The 18680-nt window shown below is 61.0% G+C and carries 17 protein-coding genes, 1 tRNA gene and 1 pseudogene; 10 read left to right on the top strand and 9 right to left on the bottom strand.

Annotated elements, in window-relative coordinates:
• Positions 1–18: 18 nt before the first annotated feature.
• The gene (locus N2597_RS07685; protein ID WP_009990833.1) at positions 19–891 is read right to left on the bottom strand and encodes an ATP-binding protein; all 873 of its coding nucleotides are present in this window, start codon (positions 889–891) and stop codon (positions 19–21) included.
• A gap of 202 nt (positions 892–1093) precedes the next feature.
• On the opposite strand from N2597_RS07685, the gene yajC reads away from it, so the two are divergent.
• The 5 genes from yajC (at position 1094) to N2597_RS07710 (ending at position 5816) form a co-directional block, all read left to right on the top strand.
• Complete coding sequence (gene yajC, locus N2597_RS07690; protein WP_004678848.1) at positions 1094–1441, top strand: preprotein translocase subunit YajC; 348 nt, start codon at positions 1094–1096, stop codon at positions 1439–1441.
• Between the two features lie 44 nt (positions 1442–1485).
• Positions 1486–4026 carry a protein translocase subunit SecDF gene (gene secDF, locus N2597_RS07695; RefSeq protein ID WP_183596518.1) on the top strand — a complete coding sequence of 847 codons (2541 nt, stop codon included), beginning with the start codon at positions 1486–1488 and terminating at the stop codon, positions 4024–4026.
• Between the two features lie 4 nt (positions 4027–4030).
• Positions 4031–4417 carry an Mth938-like domain-containing protein gene (locus N2597_RS07700; RefSeq protein ID WP_183596516.1) on the top strand — a complete coding sequence of 129 codons (387 nt, stop codon included), beginning with the start codon at positions 4031–4033 and terminating at the stop codon, positions 4415–4417.
• A 2-nt stretch (positions 4418–4419) separates the two neighbouring features.
• Positions 4420–5277: a phytoene/squalene synthase family protein gene (locus tag N2597_RS07705; RefSeq protein ID WP_077993948.1), complete on the top strand. Its 858-nt coding sequence runs from the start codon at positions 4420–4422 to the stop codon at positions 5275–5277.
• A 71-nt stretch (positions 5278–5348) separates the two neighbouring features.
• The gene (locus tag N2597_RS07710) at positions 5349–5816 is read left to right on the top strand and encodes a hypothetical protein (protein WP_077993945.1); all 468 of its coding nucleotides are present in this window, start codon (positions 5349–5351) and stop codon (positions 5814–5816) included.
• 49 nt (positions 5817–5865) lie between these two features.
• On the opposite strand, the gene trmFO is transcribed toward N2597_RS07710, so the two are convergent.
• The 3 genes from trmFO to N2597_RS07725 form a co-directional block, all read right to left on the bottom strand.
• Positions 5866–7308, bottom strand: a complete 1443-nt coding sequence (gene trmFO, locus N2597_RS07715; RefSeq protein WP_183596513.1) for a methylenetetrahydrofolate--tRNA-(uracil(54)-C(5))-methyltransferase (FADH(2)-oxidizing) TrmFO — start codon at positions 7306–7308, stop codon at positions 5866–5868.
• A gap of 100 nt (positions 7309–7408) precedes the next feature.
• Positions 7409–7552 carry a DUF1127 domain-containing protein gene (locus tag N2597_RS33705; protein ID WP_004678841.1) on the bottom strand — a complete coding sequence of 48 codons (144 nt, stop codon included), beginning with the start codon at positions 7550–7552 and terminating at the stop codon, positions 7409–7411.
• 299 nt (positions 7553–7851) lie between these two features.
• Complete coding sequence (locus N2597_RS07725; protein ID WP_004678838.1) at positions 7852–7998, bottom strand: DUF1127 domain-containing protein; 147 nt, start codon at positions 7996–7998, stop codon at positions 7852–7854.
• 898 nt (positions 7999–8896) lie between these two features.
• Between N2597_RS07725 and N2597_RS07730 the strand changes: the two genes are divergently transcribed.
• The 5 genes from N2597_RS07730 (at position 8897) to N2597_RS07750 (ending at position 13120) form a co-directional block, all read left to right on the top strand.
• Positions 8897–10000, top strand: a complete 1104-nt coding sequence (locus N2597_RS07730) for a DUF2157 domain-containing protein (protein ID WP_077993941.1) — start codon at positions 8897–8899, stop codon at positions 9998–10000.
• Positions 9997–10587 (top strand): GDYXXLXY domain-containing protein, encoded by a 591-nt coding sequence (locus N2597_RS07735; protein ID WP_086156208.1) that lies wholly within the window; start codon positions 9997–9999, stop codon positions 10585–10587. Before N2597_RS07730 ends, N2597_RS07735 begins: the two co-directional genes overlap by 4 nt.
• A 152-nt stretch (positions 10588–10739) precedes the next feature.
• Positions 10740–10824: transfer RNA gene (locus N2597_RS07740), tRNA-Leu, on the top strand.
• Between the two features lie 204 nt (positions 10825–11028).
• A complete protein-coding gene (gene tig / locus N2597_RS07745; RefSeq protein ID WP_183596510.1) occupies positions 11029–12513 on the top strand; it encodes a trigger factor in 1485 nt (494 codons plus the stop codon).
• Positions 12514–12697: 184 nt separating this feature from the next.
• Complete coding sequence (locus N2597_RS07750) at positions 12698–13120, top strand: nuclear transport factor 2 family protein (protein ID WP_009996534.1); 423 nt, start codon at positions 12698–12700, stop codon at positions 13118–13120.
• A gap of 94 nt (positions 13121–13214) precedes the next feature.
• On the opposite strand, the gene N2597_RS07755 is transcribed toward N2597_RS07750, so the two are convergent.
• The 5 genes and pseudogenes from N2597_RS07755 to N2597_RS07775 form a co-directional block, all read right to left on the bottom strand.
• The gene (locus tag N2597_RS07755) at positions 13215–14984 is read right to left on the bottom strand and encodes a B12-binding domain-containing radical SAM protein (protein ID WP_077993934.1); all 1770 of its coding nucleotides are present in this window, start codon (positions 14982–14984) and stop codon (positions 13215–13217) included.
• 162 nt (positions 14985–15146) lie between these two features.
• The gene (locus tag N2597_RS07760) at positions 15147–15698 is read right to left on the bottom strand and encodes an endonuclease/exonuclease/phosphatase family protein (protein ID WP_183596507.1); all 552 of its coding nucleotides are present in this window, start codon (positions 15696–15698) and stop codon (positions 15147–15149) included.
• Positions 15699–15754: 56 nt separating this feature from the next.
• On the bottom strand, positions 15755–17161 hold the full coding sequence (gene sthA, locus N2597_RS07765; protein WP_038692490.1) for a Si-specific NAD(P)(+) transhydrogenase: 1407 nt from the start codon (positions 17159–17161) through the stop codon (positions 15755–15757).
• 131 nt (positions 17162–17292) lie between these two features.
• A pseudogene (locus tag N2597_RS07770) lies at positions 17293–17403 on the bottom strand (JAB domain-containing protein); the annotation flags it as partial.
• Between the two features lie 4 nt (positions 17404–17407).
• On the bottom strand, positions 17408–18595 hold the full coding sequence (locus N2597_RS07775; RefSeq protein WP_106795565.1) for an alpha-hydroxy acid oxidase: 1188 nt from the start codon (positions 18593–18595) through the stop codon (positions 17408–17410).
• Positions 18596–18680 lie beyond the last annotated feature (85 nt).

An 18680-nucleotide genomic window follows, 5' to 3' on the forward strand; every position in this document is an offset into this window, starting at 1 on the left:
CGCCGGGCTTTTGTCATTTTAGACTCTATCGATATGGACGCGCATGCGTCCCGCCAGATCCTGAATATACTGCCAGGCAACGCGGCCCGAGCGCGCACCGCGCGTCGTTGCCCATTCCAGCGCCTCGGCATGCAGCGTGTCGCGCGCGAGCCCGAGTTTGAAGTGATCGGCATAGCCGTCGATCATGCCGAGATAGTCTTCTTGGCTGCATTTATGAAATCCGAGCCAGAGGCCGAAACGGTCAGACAGCGAGACCTTCTCCTCGACGGCTTCGGACGGATTGATCGCCGTCGATTGTTCGTTTTCCATCATGTGGCGCGGCAGCAGGTGGCGCCGGTTCGAGGTGGCGTAGAAGAGCACGTTGTCCGGCCGTCCTTCGACGCCGCCGTCAAGCGCCGCCTTCAGCGACTTGTAGGCGGTGTCGTCGTGATCGAAGGAGAGGTCGTCGCAGAAGACGATCACCCGGTACGGCGTGTCCTTTAAGAGGTCGAGCAGGTTGGGCAGGCTGGCGATATCCTCGCGGTGAACTTCGACCAGCTTCAGCGCGACGCCGCTTTCGCGCCTGACATCCTCGTGCACGGCCTTGACCAGCGATGATTTGCCCATGCCCCGTGCACCCCAGAGCAAAACGTTGTTGGCCGCATAACCCTCGGCGAAACGCACCGTATTTTCATGCAGGATATCGCGCACGTGGTCGACACCGCGGATGAGCTTCAGCGCCACCCGGTTGGGTTTCTTGACAGGCTGCAGATGCTGGCGCAGCGGCGCCCAGACGAAACAGTCGGCCGCATCCCAGTCGTTGACGGAGGGTGCCGGTCCGGCAAGACGCTGGACGGCATCAGCGAGGCGCTTGAGCTCGGCAAGTAGGGCGGTGTTGATTTCCTCGGTCATCGCAAGCTCCTGATTTCTTGCTGCGGCTATCCGCTTTATCTTTCGATGCGGGTAGCATGGCGTTTTGCCCCCGGAAAGGTTATGAGGCAGCGGAATCGGTACTGTTCCCGGCTGTTTCTGTTGCATTCATCGAAGCGGCAACTATAGTCCGGCAACCTGAAAAACGAGGCGGAGTTCCGCCGCCAAGCCTGAGGAGTTTAGCATGTTCATCACCCCGGCATTCGCCCAGAGTGCGACCGATACCGCAACCGGTTTCGGCGGCTCCGGTTTCGAAATGATCATTCTGTTCGTGCCGCTGATGGTCGTCTGGTATTTCCTGCTGATCCGCCCGCAGCGCGCCCAGGCCAAGAAGCGTGAGGAAACCCTGAAGGCGATCCGTCGCGGCGACCAGGTCGTGACCGGCGGCGGTCTCGTCGGCAAGGTGACGAAAGTCGTCGACGACAAGGAAGTCGAAGTCGAGATTGCCGAAGGCGTTCGCGTGCGCATCGTCCGCAGCGGAATTTCGGAAGTTCGCGTCAAGGGTGAACCTGTAAAGGCCGACGCGGCGTAACAGGCGATAACGGCAAACCGCCGGATCGGAAGATCGTCGAGAGAATGTTGCATTTTTCCCGCTGGAAAACACTTCTGATTTGGCTGGCCGCGTTTGCGGCCGTCGTCATCGCTGCGCCCAATCTGCTGAGCGAGGCACAGCGTGCCTCTCTGCCGGATTGGCTGCGAAACGATCGCGTGATGCTCGGCCTCGATCTGCAGGGCGGTTCGCATATCGTTCTGAAGGTCGAGCGTTCCGATATCGTCAAGGACCGCCTGGAAGAGGCAGTCGCGAATGTGCGCAACGCGCTGCGCGGCGCCGGCATCCGCTATACCGGGCTGACCGGCAACGACCGGACCGTCACTGTCCGGATCACCGATCCTGCCGAGACGCAGAAAGCGGTCGATCGTCTGAAATCCCTGACGATGACCGGCGGCGATTCCGCCGCCGGACTCGCGCTGCAGCAGGGCGGCGAAGGGCAGCTTTCGCTGCAGATTTCCGACGCCGGCATTACAGCTGATGTCGCCTCCGCCCGGACCCGGTCGCTCGATATCGTCGGCCGGCGCATCGCCGGATTCGGTTACGAGAATTTCCTCGTTCGCCCCGACGGGGACGACCGAATCACCGTGCAGGTGCTGGGATCGGTCGATGCCGAGCGGTTGAAGAATCTCCTTAACCAGCCGGCCAAGCTTTCCTTTCATCTGATCGATGAAAGCATGTCGGGGCAGGAGGCGCTGAACGGCCGCTGGCCGGCGACATCGCAGGTGCTCTATTCGCTGGACGATCCGCCGGTTCCCTATCTCGTCGACCGTACGGCCTTTGTCACCGGCAGCAACATGGTCGACGTCGAGCCTGTCGTGGATCCGCAGACCCAGGATGTCTCGATCACCTATCGCCTGGACGCGGAAGGCACGCAGCGGCTGGCTGAGGCGACGGCGCGGAATATCGGCAAGCACCTTGCCGTCGTCTTCGACGACCAGGTTATGTCGGCGCCGGCCATCGATGCGGCGATAACCAACGGCGAAGGTCGGATCTCAGCGAACTTCTCCGAGGATGGCGTCCGCGACCTGGCAGTCATGCTGCGGGCAGGGGCCCTGCCGGCAACGCTGACGAGCGTCGAGGAACGCAGCGTCAGCCCGCGCTTCGGCGCCGACTCCATCTTCTCCGGCCTCATCGCCGGCTTCAGCGCCGTCGTGCTGGTCGCAGCATTGATGATCGCGCTCTATCGTATTCTCGGCCTTGTCGCCGTCGTCTCGCTCTTCTTCAATCTGATCTTGATCATTGCCGTGCTGAGCCTTGCCGGCGCGACGCTGACCTTGCCCGGTATTGCCGGCATCGTGCTCATCGTCGGCATGGCGGTCGATTCCAACGTGCTGATCTACGAGCGCATCCGCGAGGAGGAGAAAACCGCCCATTCCTTTGCGCAGGCCGTCGAGCGCGGTTTCTCGCGCGCCTTCGCAACGATCGTCGATGCGAATGTCACGATCTTCATCGCCGCCGTCATTCTCTTTTTCCTCGGCAGCGAATCCATTCGTGGATTCGCCGTGACACTGGCGGTCGGCATTCTGACGACGGTTTTAACGGCATTCACGCTGACCCGCTCGATCGTCGCCGTATGGCTGGCGCGACGCCATCCGCGGCACCTGTCGAAAAGCGTCCTGACCCATCTCTTCGAGCACGCCAATATCCGGTTCATGGGGATCCGCCGCTATGTCTTCACGGCGTCGGCTGCGATCTCGCTGATTGCCATGGCGGCTTTTGCCACTGTCGGCCTGCAGCTCGGCATCGACTTCACCGGCGGCTCGCTTATCGAGGTGACGGCGAAACAGGGCAATGCCGACATCGCCGATCTCAGATCGCGCCTCAACGATCTCAATCTCGGCGAGGTCGGGGTCGAACGCACCGGCGGGCCGGCCAACGCGCGAATCCGCATCGCGTCCCAGGGTGGCGGAGAGAATGCCGAGCAATCGGCAGCGACGCTGGTGCGCGGCGAGCTCGAGGCGGATTATGATTTCCGCCGCGTCGAAGTCGTCGGCCCTGCGATCTCGGGCGAATTGACGATGATGGCGACGCTTGGCGTCGTTGCCGCGCTGGCGGCAATCCTGCTCTACATCTGGATCCGCTTCGAGTGGCAGTTCGCCATCGGCGCCATCGTCGCAACGCTGCACGACGTCATCATCATGCTGGGGCTTTTCGTGCTAACCGGTATCGAATTCAATCTGACGAGTATCGCCGCGGTGCTGACGATTGTCGGCTATTCCCTGAACGACACCGTCGTTGTCTATGACCGGATGCGCGAGAACCTGAAGCGTTACACGAAGATGCCGCTGCCGATCCTGATCGATGCCTCGATCAATCAGACATTGTCGCGCACCGTCCTGACGGCGGCGACGACGCTGCTTGCCTTGCTGGCGCTCTACCTGTTCGGCGGCGACGTCATGCGGTCATTCGCCTTTGCGATGCTCTTCGGTGTCGCTCTCGGAACTTTCTCTTCGATCTATATCGCCGCTCCCGTGCTGATCGTCTTCCGGCTGCGGCCGGAGAGCCCCGACGGGCAAGAGAGCAACAAGACGGATGCTGGTGTAAGATCCGGCACGGTGGTTTGAGAACATGGCAAAAGGCATAGAAATCCGCGCCGCGCATTTTCCCGGCCGCGCCCCGATCGATACTTACGGCAATGGCGGTTTCCGTTTTGCCGACATGTCGCATCGCGGTTCGATCCTTTGCCTGCCCTCCGGGATTCATGGCTGGGACATGGACATGTCGAAGCCGCTGTCGCCTGAAAATTTTCGCCGCGTGCTGGAAGAGGCCGCCGATGTTGAGGTTCTGCTCGTCGGCACAGGAACCGAGCTTCGCCGTCTGCCCGAGGAATTGAAGCAGGCGCTGAAGGCGCGCGGCATCGCCTCCGATCCGATGAGCACGGGTGCCGCAGTGCGCACTTTCAACATCATGCTCGCAGAACAGCGCGCCGTCGCCGCGGCATTGATTGCGGTCTGACGATGGCGGAAGGAAATATTGCGACGAACCAGGATATCTGCCTGGCGATGCTGCGCGACAATGATCGCGACCGCTATCTCGCCTGCCTTCTGTCACCGCAGGACAAGCGCGGGGCGCTTGCGGCGCTTTACGCTTTCAATGCCGAGCTTGCCCGCATCCGCGACCTGGTGCACGAGCCGCTGCCAGGCGAGGTGCGCATGCAATATTGGCGTGACCTGCTGGAAGGCAGTGCGCATGGCTCGACGGCGGCCAATCCCGTCGCCGTGGGCCTTCTGGGCGCAATCGAAACGCATCGCCTGCCTCGTAAGACGCTGATCGATATGATCGAGGCTCGCACTTTCGATCTCTACGACGACCCTATGGAAACGCGTGTTTCGCTTGAAGGTTATGCCGGCGAAACGGCGTCCGCGCTGATCCAACTCGCAAGCCTTGTGTTGTCGCCTGAGGCAGCCGCCCAATCGGCCGGCGCGGCCGGCCATGCCGGTGTCGCCCAGGCGGTCGCCGGCCTGCTGCTGCTGATGCCGCTGCATCGTCGCCGCGGCCAGCTCTATATTCCGCTGCAGATCCTTTCGGCCACCGGCCTCGACCGCGATACCTTCCTTGCCGGCGAAGACCGGCCGCGCATCTCCGCCGCCGTCGAGGCCTTCGCCGGCCTCGGCCGCGAGCATCTGGCAAAGGCAAGGGGGGCAGGACCGATTGCGCCGGCCGTCTTTCCGGCCTTCCTGCCGGTCACGCTGGCCGAGCCGGTGCTCCGCAAGGCACAGAGGCGTGGCGCCCTTGTGTTCGAGCGGCCGCTGCAGCCGCCGCAATGGCGCCGCCAGCTCGCAATGGCGCTGGCTGCATCGCGCAGGAAAATCTGAGATCGGTCAAATTCGCGCAAGTCTCGCGCGCTACAAGCTCCTCACCGCTACCCATTGAACGGAGACTCGGCGTGGGCATTATCGTCTGGTGCGTCCTTTTCGCCATCGTCATTTTCTTTGCCTTCGTGGCAACACGCATGGCTGCGCAAAACAAGGACGACAGCCTGCACGACACCGGTCTCGCCATCATCGAGTTCGGCCGCGCCTTTCCCAACGAGGCGATCCGGCAGTTGCAGGCGACTGAAAACGGCCAGGCGATCTTCGTGCGTCTACACGACAACAAGGCTGGACTGATGCGCAACATGGCGCGCCACTTCTCCTGCCATCTGATCGAGCCCGGCCGTGTGCGCGTGGTAAGCTCGGAGACGGGCAGGGGACTGGCGATCGATTTTCTCGACGCCCCTCATCACAACGGCAAGTTCGAATTCGCCTCGCCCAAGGAGGCGTCCGAGGTCGCGCTCTGGCTGCTCGGCAACTACATCGCCGAGCCGGATAAGGATCTGCCTCCGGGCACTATCGCCGCGGCGAACAAACAGTAGAAGTGTTGCTTACGGCTTTGCGCGCTTGAAAAGACGCCCAAAAACGGTTTCAGCATAATGCAGAGGCGCTTTCGGCAACCCCCTGCGTCTGGCCGAGCCAGGCGGCGCAGTCAGCAAGCGCGCGACGCGCGATCAACTGCCGTTTCATGATCGTCTTGTCCTTGCCGCGGAAACGCTTCACGCCCTCGGGCTTGACGATCGAACCCGGCTGAAGCTCCGGAAACAGCCCGAAATTGATGTTCATCGGCTGGAATGACCGTTTGCCGGGCTCCTCGTCGGAGACGATGTGGCCGCCGGTGATATGACCGAGCAGCGAGCCGAGCGCGGTCGTTGCCGGCGGCAGCAAGATCGCTTCGCCCTTGCGTTCGGCGGCGGCGAAACGGCCGGCCATCAGCCCGACGCTGGCGCTTTCGACATAACCCTCGCAGCCGGTGATCTGGCCGGCAAAGCGCAGGCCGGGCCGCGATTTCAATGTCAGCGACGGATCGAGCAAGGTCGGGGAGTTGATGTAGGTGTTGCGATGCAGACCGCCGAGGCGGGCGAATTCGGCATTTTCCAGTCCGGGGATCATCCGGAAGATTTCCGCCTGCGCGCCGTATTTCAGCTTCGTCTGGAAACCGACCATGTTGTAGAGCGTGCCGAGCGCATTGTCCTGGCGCAATTGCACAACGGCATAGGCCTTGACTGTCGGATTATGCGCGTTCGTCAGCCCCATCGGCTTCATCGGCCCGTGGCGCAGCGTCTCGCGGCCGCGTTCGGCCATCACTTCGATCGGCAGGCAGCCGTCGAAATAGGGGGTGCCTTCCCATTCCTTGAAGCCGACGGTGTCGCCCGCTATCAACGCATCGACGAAGGCATTGTACTGCGCCTCGTCCATCGGGCAGTTGATGTAGTCCTTGCCGGTGCCGCCGGGGCCGACCTTGTCGTAGCGCGACTGATACCAACAAATATCCATGTCGATGCTGTCACGATAGGCGATCGGCGCGATGGCGTCGAAGAAGGCGAGCGAATCCTCGCCCGTCTGCGCCTGGATGGCGCTGGCGAGCGATGGCGCCGTCAGTGGCCCGGTGGCGACGATGGCAAGATCCCAGTCGCGCGGCGGCAGGCCGGTGACTTCCTCGCGCACGACGGTGATGAGCGGGTGATCGTGGATCGCCTTGGTCACGGCTTCAGAAAAGCCGTCGCGATCGACGGCCAGCGCGCCGCCGGCCGGCACCTGGTGGCGATCGGCGGCGGCCATGATCAGCGAGCCCGCCATGCGCATCTCGGCGTGGATGACGCCGACGGCATTGCTGGTCGCATCGTCGGACCGGAAGGAATTGGAGCAGACGAGCTCGGCAAGAGCGTCAGTCTTATGTGCGTCCGTGCCGCGCACCCCTCGCATTTCATGCAGAATGACGGGAACGCCGGAGCTGGCGATCTGCCAAGCGGCTTCCGAACCAGCAAGCCCGCCGCCGACGACGTGAATAGGAGGATAGGAGATCGTGTTCATTCCGGGCTGATATCATGTCGGCAGATGCGATCCAACACCCCCGAATCAAAAACGGCGCCCTGATGGCGCCGTCTTGAAGCATCGTGCCGGTTACCCGCTATTAGCGGAACGAGCGGGATGCAATATTGCGGATGTCGTAGCGGCTGACGCCGATGTCGGAAAGGGTCTGGTTCGACAGGCTGCCGAGTTCGTTCAGTGTACGGCGGTAGCTGAGCCAGCTTTTTGCAATGCGGATCGGGTTCATTGTCATCTTCCTCGAACAAATGTCCGCTGGACGGCGGGATCGCCTGTCTCTCTGCGGTTGATGTTTATATAGGCGCAAACCCTCTCATTGTGCAGTGCAAATAAAAGGCGTCTGCCATGCAAATGTGCAATATGATGCTTCAGAAATAAGCGGTGAACATTTTTTGAGCGGGCAAAGGAACCCGGAAGATCCTGCAACCGCGACGACCGTCGATCGCCGAAAAAGAAAACGCCCGCTGTGGTGCAGCGGGCGTTTTAATCTTGGAGGGATCTGCTTGGGAGGAAGCAGAAACCTTTGAATTAACGCGAAGAAGCTTCGCGGGCGACGCGATGGATGTCCGAACGGTCGATGCCGAGGTCATGCAATTCGCGGTTGGTCATGCGGCCGAGTTCGGTGACCGTCTGACGATACTTGCGCCAGTTGTTGAAAGAGCGTGTGATGTTCATGTTAAGCCCCTTTCCGAGGGTTTGATCTGCCAGCAGCCACCCATCGGCGCTGACCTCTATTTGATGGCCGGAATATATGTTGCGGCGCGAAGAACGAAAACAGCCAAGTTTTCAGGTCACCTATGCGAGATATGCAATGCTTTACACAATCTTACCGCACTCTGGTCAACGATTAGGCAAAGTCACTTGAGCGAATACTCGAGCTTTGAAGTGGCGAAGGGGCTGCGATGAGGAAAACCCGCCTCTGGCGAGTTGCGCGCTGGGCAAGTGATCCGGTGCCGGTTCGACAAGCCTGTCCGTCATTGCGTCTGGCCGCCGCAAAGCGTCGCGATCACGAATCCGGCGCCACGGCTTGATGCGAAGAAAAATCCGGTGAACCTTGTTTTCTCGGTGGCGCAGCGCAACCAGCCTCGAGGTGCTAACGCCTTGAACTTACGTAGTATGCCGTCATCAAATAAAACGCCCGCCGGGGGAGGATCCGGCGGGCGCATTATAGTGACTGGCAACTGGGAGGAGGAGTGTCGCCAGTCTATCGCGGCGCGCTTGGGAGGAGGAGTGCGCGGCTGCGAATCTCGTCACGGACAAAGCCATCCGCGGGCGTCCGGCAGTGCCGGGCCGGGGCGCCACCCCCGTGCTTCGATATGTCGGTAAATAGTATGACTAATTGATATTTTGCAGTGCAATAATTACATGTGAGATATGCCGATCGCGCATACCTCGTCCTTCATATGCTGATGTTAGCAGTTCCGACGTTAGCGCCCGGTTAACACCTGACCCAAATTAGACCAATGAGGAATTTGCATATTCAGCGCTGAGGCGTTTGCGAAGCTGCCTGCTGCGTCTATAAATGACGAAGCCGCAGCGCCGGGCGAGCGTCGCGAAACTGAGGGGTGGAATCATGTATCGCGGCAGATTGGAGCGGGATCTCTCGCTCTGGGTGGGCAAGGGTCTGCTGGCAAAGGAAACGGCCGGCGCGCTTCTCGCCGAATATGACAGCCGCCCGGCCAGCTTCAGCCTCGGCCGGGTGCTGATGGGGCTGGCGGCGGTGCTGCTTGCTGCTGCCGTTCTGCTGGTCGTCGCCTCCAATTGGGAAGCCATTCCGCGCCTCGTCCGCGTCGGCGCCATCCTCGCTCTGATCTGGGCGGTGCATATCGCCGCCGCCCTGATGCTCGCACGCGGTGCGACAGCCGCTGCAAGCGGCCTGCTGGTCATCGGGGCGATGAGCTTCGGGGGTGCCATTTCTCTGGTCGGGCAGATGTATCATCTCTCCGGCGACCAGCAGACGGTGATGTATCTCTGGTTCGCCATCGCGACGATCTCGGCGATCCTGTTCCGTTCGGGCGCTGTGGTGGTCGTCGCCGGCTTCCTCTCCTGGGCCTCCTTTGCCGTTTACCTCGAGAATAATGACACGCATTGGATCGGGCCTGATCCCTGGATGGCGCCTGTTATGGCGGTGATCGTCATCGCGCTGGTGCGTTACACCGGCGCTGCGCGGGCTCGTCATCTGGCCTATTTGCTGATGATCGGCTGGCTTGCATGGCTCTACACGCTTTATGAGGAGATGGCGGTAGCGCTTGCCTTCGCCATCGGCGGTATGGCGGTTTTCGTGCTGACGGCGTTGCCGCATCCCCGTATCGCGCCACTGGTCAGGAGTGCCGGCGCGGCCCCGGCATTCTACAGCTTCCTCGTCGCGGCGATCGGCTTGCTGCTGCTGCATATCGAGATAGAGCAGGGATGGCGGCTGGTGGTGCTCGGTCTGGCGACACTTGCCGCCGCCGTGCTGGCGATCGCGCTGCATGGCAGGAACAACGGTGCCGTGCGTTACCTTGCCTATACGGCCTTCGCTGCAGAGATGCTCTATCTCGCTTCCGTGACCGTCGGCTCGATCCTCGGCACGTCGAGCCTCTTCCTGTTTTCCGGTCTCGTGGTTGCGCTGGTCGCATGGATCGTCATCCGTCTCGAGCGGCGCTTTTCGGCAAATGCACGGGAGGAGCTCGCATGAGCTCGTTGATGGCACGGCTGCAGTCCGGCAAGGGCTACCTGCTTTCGGCAATCATCGTCGCCGGCCTGCAGACTGTGATCCTCGGCACGATCATCCAGAGCCGGGCGTCGATTCTCACCAACGGCACCGAAGTGCTGCTGAAGACGGCCCCGGTCGATCCGCGTGATTTCCTGCGCGGCGATTATGTCGTCCTGAACTACGACATTTCCACTGTGCCGGTGCAGACAGTTTCCGGCGGCATTCCGGCGGAGCCGGGCGAACGCACGCTGTGGGTCCGGTTGAAGAAGCAGGGGGACGGTTTTTGGACGGTGACCGAATCGTCCTTCCAGACGCTGCCGCGTCAGCCGGAAACGGTGATCCTGCGCAGCCAGCCATTCTATAGCGGCGGACTGGCTGCGGGTGACAGCATCCGCGTCGAATACGGCATCGAGCGCTATTACGTCCCCGAAGGTCAGGGTAAACCGCTGGAGGAGGCGCGCAATGATGGCAATGTCGCCATAGCGGTGCGCGTTTCGCCTGACGGAAGCGCGCAGATTCGCAGTCTGCTCGTTGACGGCAAGCCGGTTTACGACGAGCCGCTTTACTGATCCCGCAAGCCTTCGGAGCAGGGCGGCTGGAGACCTTAAATCCCTTGTCATTTGCCGTTCATTTTTCCTTTGCCTCGACCAAATCGGGTGATATAGAGACGCCGCGCTCCGGAAGGCCTCATGCGCAGGCATAGGCATGCGGTTCTGTGGACGCGGGTATGGTGAAATTGGTAGACACGCCAGATTTAGGTTCTGGTGCCGCAAGGCGTGGGAGTTCAAGTCTCTCTACCCGCACCAGGCTGTTTGCAGGGGGAGACTAAGATCTTAGTTGTCCCCGAATGACCGAAGGTTGTTCCGAATACTCGGAAGTGAGTGCCGTTCCCCTTTTTGGCGGAATGATACAGGAATTGGGAAAAGCCACGCGCGGCACGCAGCCGGCGTCGTGCTCATCGAAACGAACGGCGTCTGGGCACGGCCGCCACGACATGAAGGTAGGAAGACATGCAGGTTATCGAAACGCTCGCTGAAGGGCTGAAGCGCGAAATCAAGGTCGTTATCCCGGCCAAGGACATGGAAGACAAGATGAATGCGCGTCTTGCCGATGTGAAGGACAAGGTTCGCATCAACGGCTTCCGTCCGGGCAAGGTCCCCGCAGCTCACCTGAAGAAGGTCTATGGCAAGTCGATCATGGCCGAACTCGTCAACGAGATCGTCCGCGAACAGCCGTCCGCCATCCTGTCCAGCCGCGGCGAAAAGTCGGCCACGCAGCCGGAAATCGCCATGACGGAAGACAAGGACGAAGCCGACAAGATCCTCTCCGCCCAGCAGGATTTCGAATTCACCCTTTCCTATGAAGTGCTGCCGCCGATCGAGCTGAAGTCGGTCAAGGGCATCAAGGTCACGCGCGAAGTCATCGACATCTCGGATGACGAAGTCAACGAGCAGGTCCTGAAGGTTGCCGAAAGCGCCCGTTCCTACGAAAGCAAAACCGGCAAGGCCGCCAACGGCGACCGCGTCACCATGGATTATGTCGGCAAGGTCGACGGTGAAGCCTTCGAAGGCGGCACCGACCAGGGCGCCGAGCTGGTGATCGGTTCCGGCCGCTTCATCCCGGGCTTCGAAGACCAGCTCGTCGGCGTCAAGGCCGGCGAAGAGAAGACCATCACCGTGACCTTCCCGGCCGACTACCCGGCCAAGAACCTCGCTGGCAAGGACGCGACCTTCGACATCACGGTCAAGGATGTTGCAGCCCCCGGCGCTGTCGAGATCAACGACGAACTCGCCTCCAAGCTCGGCATCGAATCCGCCGACCGCCTGAAGGAGATCGTCCGTGGCCAGATCGAATCGCAGTACGGCTCGCTGACCCGCCAGAAGCTGAAGCGTCAGATCCTCGACCAGCTCGACGAGATGTACAAGTTCGACACTCCGGCTTCGCTCGTCGACGCCGAATACAACGGCATCTGGAGCCAGGTGAACAACGACCTCGCCCAGTCGGGCAAGACCTTCGAGGACGAAGACACGACCGAAGAGAAGGCGCGTGAGGAATACAAGACGCTCGCCGAGCGTCGCGTCCGCCTCGGTCTCGTTCTCTCCGAGATCGGTGAAAAGGCCGGCGTCGAAGTGACCGAAGACGAAATGCAGCGCGCCATCTACGATCAGCTGCGCCAGTATCCCGGCCAGGAAAAGCAGATCCTCGAATTCTTCCGCAGCCAGCCGGGCGCCGCCGCCTCGATCCGCGCCCCGATCTTCGAAGAGAAGGTCATTGATCACCTGCTGACCGAAATCGACGTCACCGACAAGAAGGTGACGAAGGAAGAACTGCTCGCCGAGGGAGAAGGCGAGGCCAAGGCTGACACCAAGAAGGCGGGGCCGAAGAAGAAGGCTGCCGCCAAGGCCGAAGCTGCCGACGCCGCTGAAGGCGAGGAAGCCGCTCCGAAGAAGAAGGCTGCTCCGAAGAAGAAGGCAGCCGACGAAAGCGCCGAATAATCGCTTTTCAGTTCTGAAGCTTGGAAAGGCCCCGCCATCGCGCGGGGCCTTTTGTTTTTTCGGATCATCCGGACGGTTCATTCTCCAATGCCGTCTTCGTGGTCTTGTCTTGAATGCAACAACAAAGAGTTGAAATGAAGTAGTATTCAAGGCAGATTTTACGGGGGAATGGGAGGACCGGAAAATGACTTCAACGCATGAGATGAAAAAGCTGGTAGAGGAAATCTATGCTGTGCGTGGTCGCGGCGATATCGAGGGCACGCTGGCGCTGCTCGGCGAGAATTGCACCTTTCGCATTGTCGGCAATACGCGGATGGCGCCTTTTTCTACTGAAACAGGCGGACCTGCCTTTCGCCAAGCGATTACGCAGCTGATCAATGACTGGGATCTGTCCGGCATGAGGACAGCTGGGATGTATGCCGATGAGGACCATGAGGTGGTCGTTGCGCATCGTGAAGGCGAGGTCCGACATATCCCGTCAGGGGTGCGCTTCCGCACCGAGTTCATCGACAAGATCCATTTCAGTGGCGGCAAACCAGTGAAGATCGTGGAATTTCTCGATACCCTGCAGGTGGCTGAGACCAGCCAAATGATCCGAGTGGCTTAGTCGCCGGTCAAAGTCGGAGCGCCAGGCTTCGCCTTTGACGTCTCCGGTGATTTCCGGCCAACAGGGCGTCAGCCGCCGTTGCCGGGATTGCAGCTCAATGCCGTGTCAGCTCCGCGACTTTCCGGACATGGCTGACGGCCGCCGCTCCCCCGGCGGTTTTGGTGAAGAGGCTGAGCGTCTCTTCCTCGTCGTCGGCGACCGGCGTCAGAGCCTGATCCGTGTAGCTCTTCGATTTGGCATCCCACGAAATCAGGAATGCCGAAATTGTCAGGCCGATAATCGTGCCGGCGAGCGAAGCATGTTTGCTCAAAGTTTCCCAGGCAAAGCGCGGCCAGAAGACCAGCGGGTTTTCGCGCGGCAGTTCCGGGCGTCGCTCGGCCGGCGTCTTCAGGCGCATGAGGCCGCTCTGCAGCGGATGCACGTTTTCCAGCGGAACGGTGGTCGCGAAGGAGACGAGAACCTTGACGAGCCTTGCGAGCGGCACCCCGGTCGCGACAGCGCGGCGCAGCAGCGTCTTCATATGATCAGGCGAATAATAGAGCGACCAGGCCTCGTGGTAGATGTCCTCCCACTCCTGCTTGCTCATCTTCTGATGCGCAGTGCAGACGTGCTCGACATCGTAGATGTTGAGGTCGCCATCCATCTCGACGCCCTTCTTCCACAGGACCTGATGGTCCTCGGAACCCGGCAACGGCGTCAGGATGAAGAATTCGATGACGTCGAGCGGCAGCTCTTCCTGAATGATCGCAATATCGCGGCGGATCGATTCCGGCGTGTCGGCGGGGAAGCCCAGAATGTAACCGGCCAGCGTCATGATGCCCTGCGCCTTCCAGGCGAGCAGCATCTTGCGGTATTCGGTGATCTTGTTCTGGTTCTTCTTGGCGGCGGTCAGATTGTCCGGATTGACGTTTTCAAGACCGATGAACACGCGGGTGACGCCGGCGCGCCGGGATTTCTCGATGAAGTTCGGGATTTTGTGGCAGAGCGTGTCGACCTGGATCATCAGGCCGAGCGGAATTCCGTCCCGCTCCTTGAGCTCGATCAACCGGTCGAAGATCGCTTCCCAATCTTTGTTGCGGGCGAAATTATCGTCGGTGATGAAGAATTTGTGGATGCCCTGCGCCCAGTTCATCCGCACCAGCTTTTCGACATCGTCGGCCGAGCGGAAGCGCGACTTGCGTCCCTGCACGTTGATGATGGTGCAGAACGAGCACTGGTAAGGACAGCCGCGCCCGGCATCGAAGCTGGTGCTGAGGCCGAGCGTGCGCTGGATATTGTCCTTCGGCAGGAAGGGAACCGGTGTGCCGCCGATGCCGGGAAGGTCGTTCATGAAATTGTAGAGGGGCTTCAGCTCGCCGTTGGCGGCATCGCGCAACACCATGTCCAGCCGCCCCTCGGCCTCGCCGGCGAACATCGAGATGCCCATGTCGCGGCAGGCGTCGAGCCCGACCGCCTTGCCGTCGAGCATCGACAGGCAGCCGGATACATGAAAGCCGCCCATCGAAACCGGCAGGCCGGCATCACGGAAGGGGCGGGCGATATCGAGCGCGCGCGGATACTGGTTTGACTGGACGCCGACCAGCGCGACCATGCCGAAATTGCCGTGGCGCTTGAACTGGGCGAGCAGCCTGGGGAAATCGATCCGCGTATTGGTCTCGTCGATGACGGTGATATCGATTGCGGTATCGGGCCCGAGCACCTGGCGCTCGGCGCATTCGGCGGCGATGCCGTAGAGAGCTGCGAGTGAATTGGAAGGGATCATCGCCCGCCACCAGCGGATGACGTAGCCGTCGTCATCATAATGCGACGGCTTGATCAGGATGAGCTGAAAACGTCTGCGTGCGGCTTCCAAAGCATGGGACAAGAGTATCTATCTTTCTTTAGAAACGTCTGCCCGGAGGCAAAATGGCGTTGAGGGCACAAATCAGGCACGGCGTATTAATGCGATTGATCACGGTTCAACCTAAGGCGTAAAATCGTACATTGCGCGCAAAAGTTTGGGCGGCGCGCGCCGTTCCTCAATATACTACACGATATCGAGCAGCAATGCGCGGTGGTCGGAGACCTCGGGGCTCGCCACCACCTCGAACTTGGCAATTTTCACCTCCGGCGTCACCAGCATGTAGTCGGCAAAGCGGCCTTGCTTCAGATAGTAGGAGGTCCGCGTATCGACAAGGCCGTTTCCGGTGACGAGATCGGAAAGACCTAATCGGGCGAGGATCCTAAAGGTCGCACTGTCAAAGTCTATCGCCTGGGCGATGACGGAATGCGATTTGCGCACGAAGGTCGCCAGCCCGAATTCGGCGACAATGGCGGCATCGCCGTCGAAGAGCGTGCCTCGCGATGTCGGGCAGAAGAAGCCGTCATGGCCGGGCAGGGCGGCGCTGATCTCCGCAAACAGATTGGCGCGCTGCGGCAGCTCCAGCCCCGAATCGCGATAGATCGGCCATCCGGAACCAGGATCCGGCGCCCGCAGCACCTCCTGCAGGCACAGCACATCAGCATCGGACTGCCTGACATAATCGATCAGGGCTTCATGCAGCCTGCCGCCCCATGCGTTCAGGGAAATGATGCGCAATGCCTTCGGCGCCCTTCAGGTGGCGGGATTGAGATGGCTGCTCTGTCGCCGTGCGGCTACAGTTCCGACTTGATGTCGCCCATCCGGTTCCAAGCATCGAGCCCGGCGATCTTGTAGGCTTCGGCGAGCGTCGGATAGTTGAAGGTGTTCTCCACGAAATATTCGACCGTGCCTTTGAGATTGAGCACCGCCTGGCCGATATGCACCAGCTCGGTGGCGCCTTCGCCGACGATATGCACGCCGAGCAGGCGGCGCGTCTTCAGCGAGAAGATCAGCTTCAGAAGTCCGGTGTCGAGACCCATGATGTGGCCGCGCGAGGTCTCGCGAAAGCGGGCAATACCGCATTCATAGGGAATACCGCGCTCTTTCATTTCCTCTTCGGTCAGGCCGCAAGTCGAAATCTCCGGCACGGCATAGATGCCGTAGGGGAAATATTTCTGCGGCTCCTTGGCAACCGCCCCGATCGCTACGCGCGCGGCGATGCGGCCCTGTTCCATCGAGGTCGAGGCGAGGCTCGGAAAGCCGACGACGTCGCCGGCGGCGTAGACGTTGGCAACCGATGTTTGAAACGTCTCCGGGTTGACCTTGAGGCGGCCGCGGCTGTCGGCTTCGAGGCCGATGGCCTCAAGGTTCAGCATGTCGGTCGCCCCCATACGGCCGGCGGCGAAGAGCACCATATCGGTGGTCAGGCGCCGACCGCTATCGAGCGTCAGCTCGACCTTGCCGTTTTCGAGCTTCTCAACTTTGTCGGCCTTCTGGCCGAGCAGTAGCTTCATGTTGCGGTCGCGCAGCTGATAGGTGAAGTCCTCGATGATTTCCTTGTCGATGAAGTCGAGCATCGTCGCCTTGGGGTCGATGACGGTGACGGCGGTGTCGAGTGCGCTGAAGATCGTCGCGTATTCGATGCCGATGACGCCGGCGCCGATGACGATCATCGAGCGCGGCAGCTCCTCGATGTCGAGCAGTTCGTCGCTGTCGAGGACCGTCTTGCCGTCGAAGGGCATGTAATCGGGGCGGAACGGCTTGGTGCCGACGGCGAGCAGCACGCTGGCGGCGCTGACCTGGGTGATCTCGCCGTCATCCTTGATGACCTGCAGCGTCGACGTATCGACGAAGCTCGCCCTGCCGCGCATATGGTGCACACGATTGCGGGCGAACTGATGCTCCAGCACTTCCACTTCATGGTTGAGCGTAATCAGCAGGCGACGGCGCAGATCTTCGGCGCTGATCTCCTGCTTGACGCGGTAGGATCGGCCGTAAAAACCGCGTTCGCGCCAGCCGGAAAGATTGAGCGCGGTCTCGCGCAGCGTCTTCGAGGGAATGGTGCCGGTATGGACGGACACACCGCCGACGCGCTTACCCTGCTCGATGACAAGCACTTTCTTGCCGAGCTTGGCAGCCTGGATCGCGCCGCGGCGCCCCGCAGGACCGCTACCCACCACAACGAGATCGTACTGAAACATCATCAAGCCCCGGATTGGAATGGAATCATTTGCGACAAAAATGTCGCGCCTCATCGGTAGCCGGTCAATGTTACAGATTGTTTTACGACCGCCGATTCAGCCGGACCTGTGTTTTATCAGCTTCAGCATCTTCAGGCGACATGGCCGTTCTTGCCGATGATGATCTGGTCGTGGACGATGATATCAAGTGCTTTCACCGCGTCGATGATCAGCTTCGTCCTATCGATGTCAGCACGCGACGGCTTTTCATGCGCGGGTGATGTAGTCCGCAGAAATATCGCCCACCTTGGTAACGCCGAGCAACGCCATATTGCTATGCAGTTCCGCCGTCAGGATATCCGCCGCCTTCAGCACGCCCGGCAGCCCCGCGACGGCTGCGGCATAGAGGAACGGCCTGCCGACGAACACGAAACGGGCCCCCAGCGCCAGCGCCTTCATGATATCAGTTCCCCGCCTGATGCCGCCGTCGATCATGACGGCAATGCTGTCTCCGACGCGTGCCGCAATCTCCGGAAGGACCTGAAGGGGAGATGCGGTGCCGTCGAGCTGGCGGCCGCCATGATTGGAGACGATCACGCCATCCGCCCCGGTATCGGCCGCCCGTGCTGCGTCTTCGGGATGCATGATCCCCTTGACCACGAGCTTGCCGGACCACCTCTTGCGGATCTGCTCCAAATGGGCCCAGTTGAGATGGTCACGCCTGCCGAAATCGCGCATGACGTTGGAGGAGATGATCGGCGCGCCTCTTGTGGCATAGGAATTTTCAAAATGCGGAATGCCGTGCCGGGCGATCGTGCGCAGCAATGTGCCGGTGGTCCAGCGGGGATGCGAGATGCCTTGCCATGCCAAGCGGAGGCCGGGACGCAAAGGCGTCGAAAATCCAGCCCTGACATTGTTTTCGCGGTTGGGCAGCGTGGCAGTGTCCACGGTCAGCAGAAGCGTGTCGATGCCGGCCGCACCGACGCGATCGATGAGGGCATCAATACGATCGGGTTCGCCGGGCAGATAGGCCTGAAACCATGCTTGTGGCGAAGCCGCAGCGATCTCTTCCAAGGGGATAAGCGACGAGCCGCTGATGATCATCGGGATTCCCGATTGGTCCGCGCCTTGCGCGAGCACGATGTCCCCCCGATAGGCCATCAGCGCGCTGATCCCCATCGGCGCGATGCCAAACGGGGCGGCGTGGGTCTTGCCAAAGAGGCTCGTCTCGGTGCTGCGCGTCGAGACGTCTCGAAGGACCCGAGGCCGGAAGGCATAGGCCTGGAAGGCCTCGGCGTTACGCCGCAGCGACGCATTGGTCTCGGTCGCGCCGGCGATGTAACCGAACAGCGGCTTCGGCAAATGTCGCCGTGCCTTCATTTCAAAGTCGTCGAGGCAGAGCACGCCGCGGCAGAGCCGGGTCGATCGATCAATGTTACCGCTGCGGATCGTCATGGAGCTTCATCTTCTCGGTATCCCCAGCGGGCATTGTTCAGCGAATGGAGCGCAGATTGCATACAATCGCGCGCCACCGACTGCT

This window comes from Rhizobium sophoriradicis, from assembly GCF_025200795.1.
Taxonomy (GTDB): Bacteria; Pseudomonadota; Alphaproteobacteria; order Rhizobiales; family Rhizobiaceae; genus Rhizobium; species Rhizobium sophoriradicis.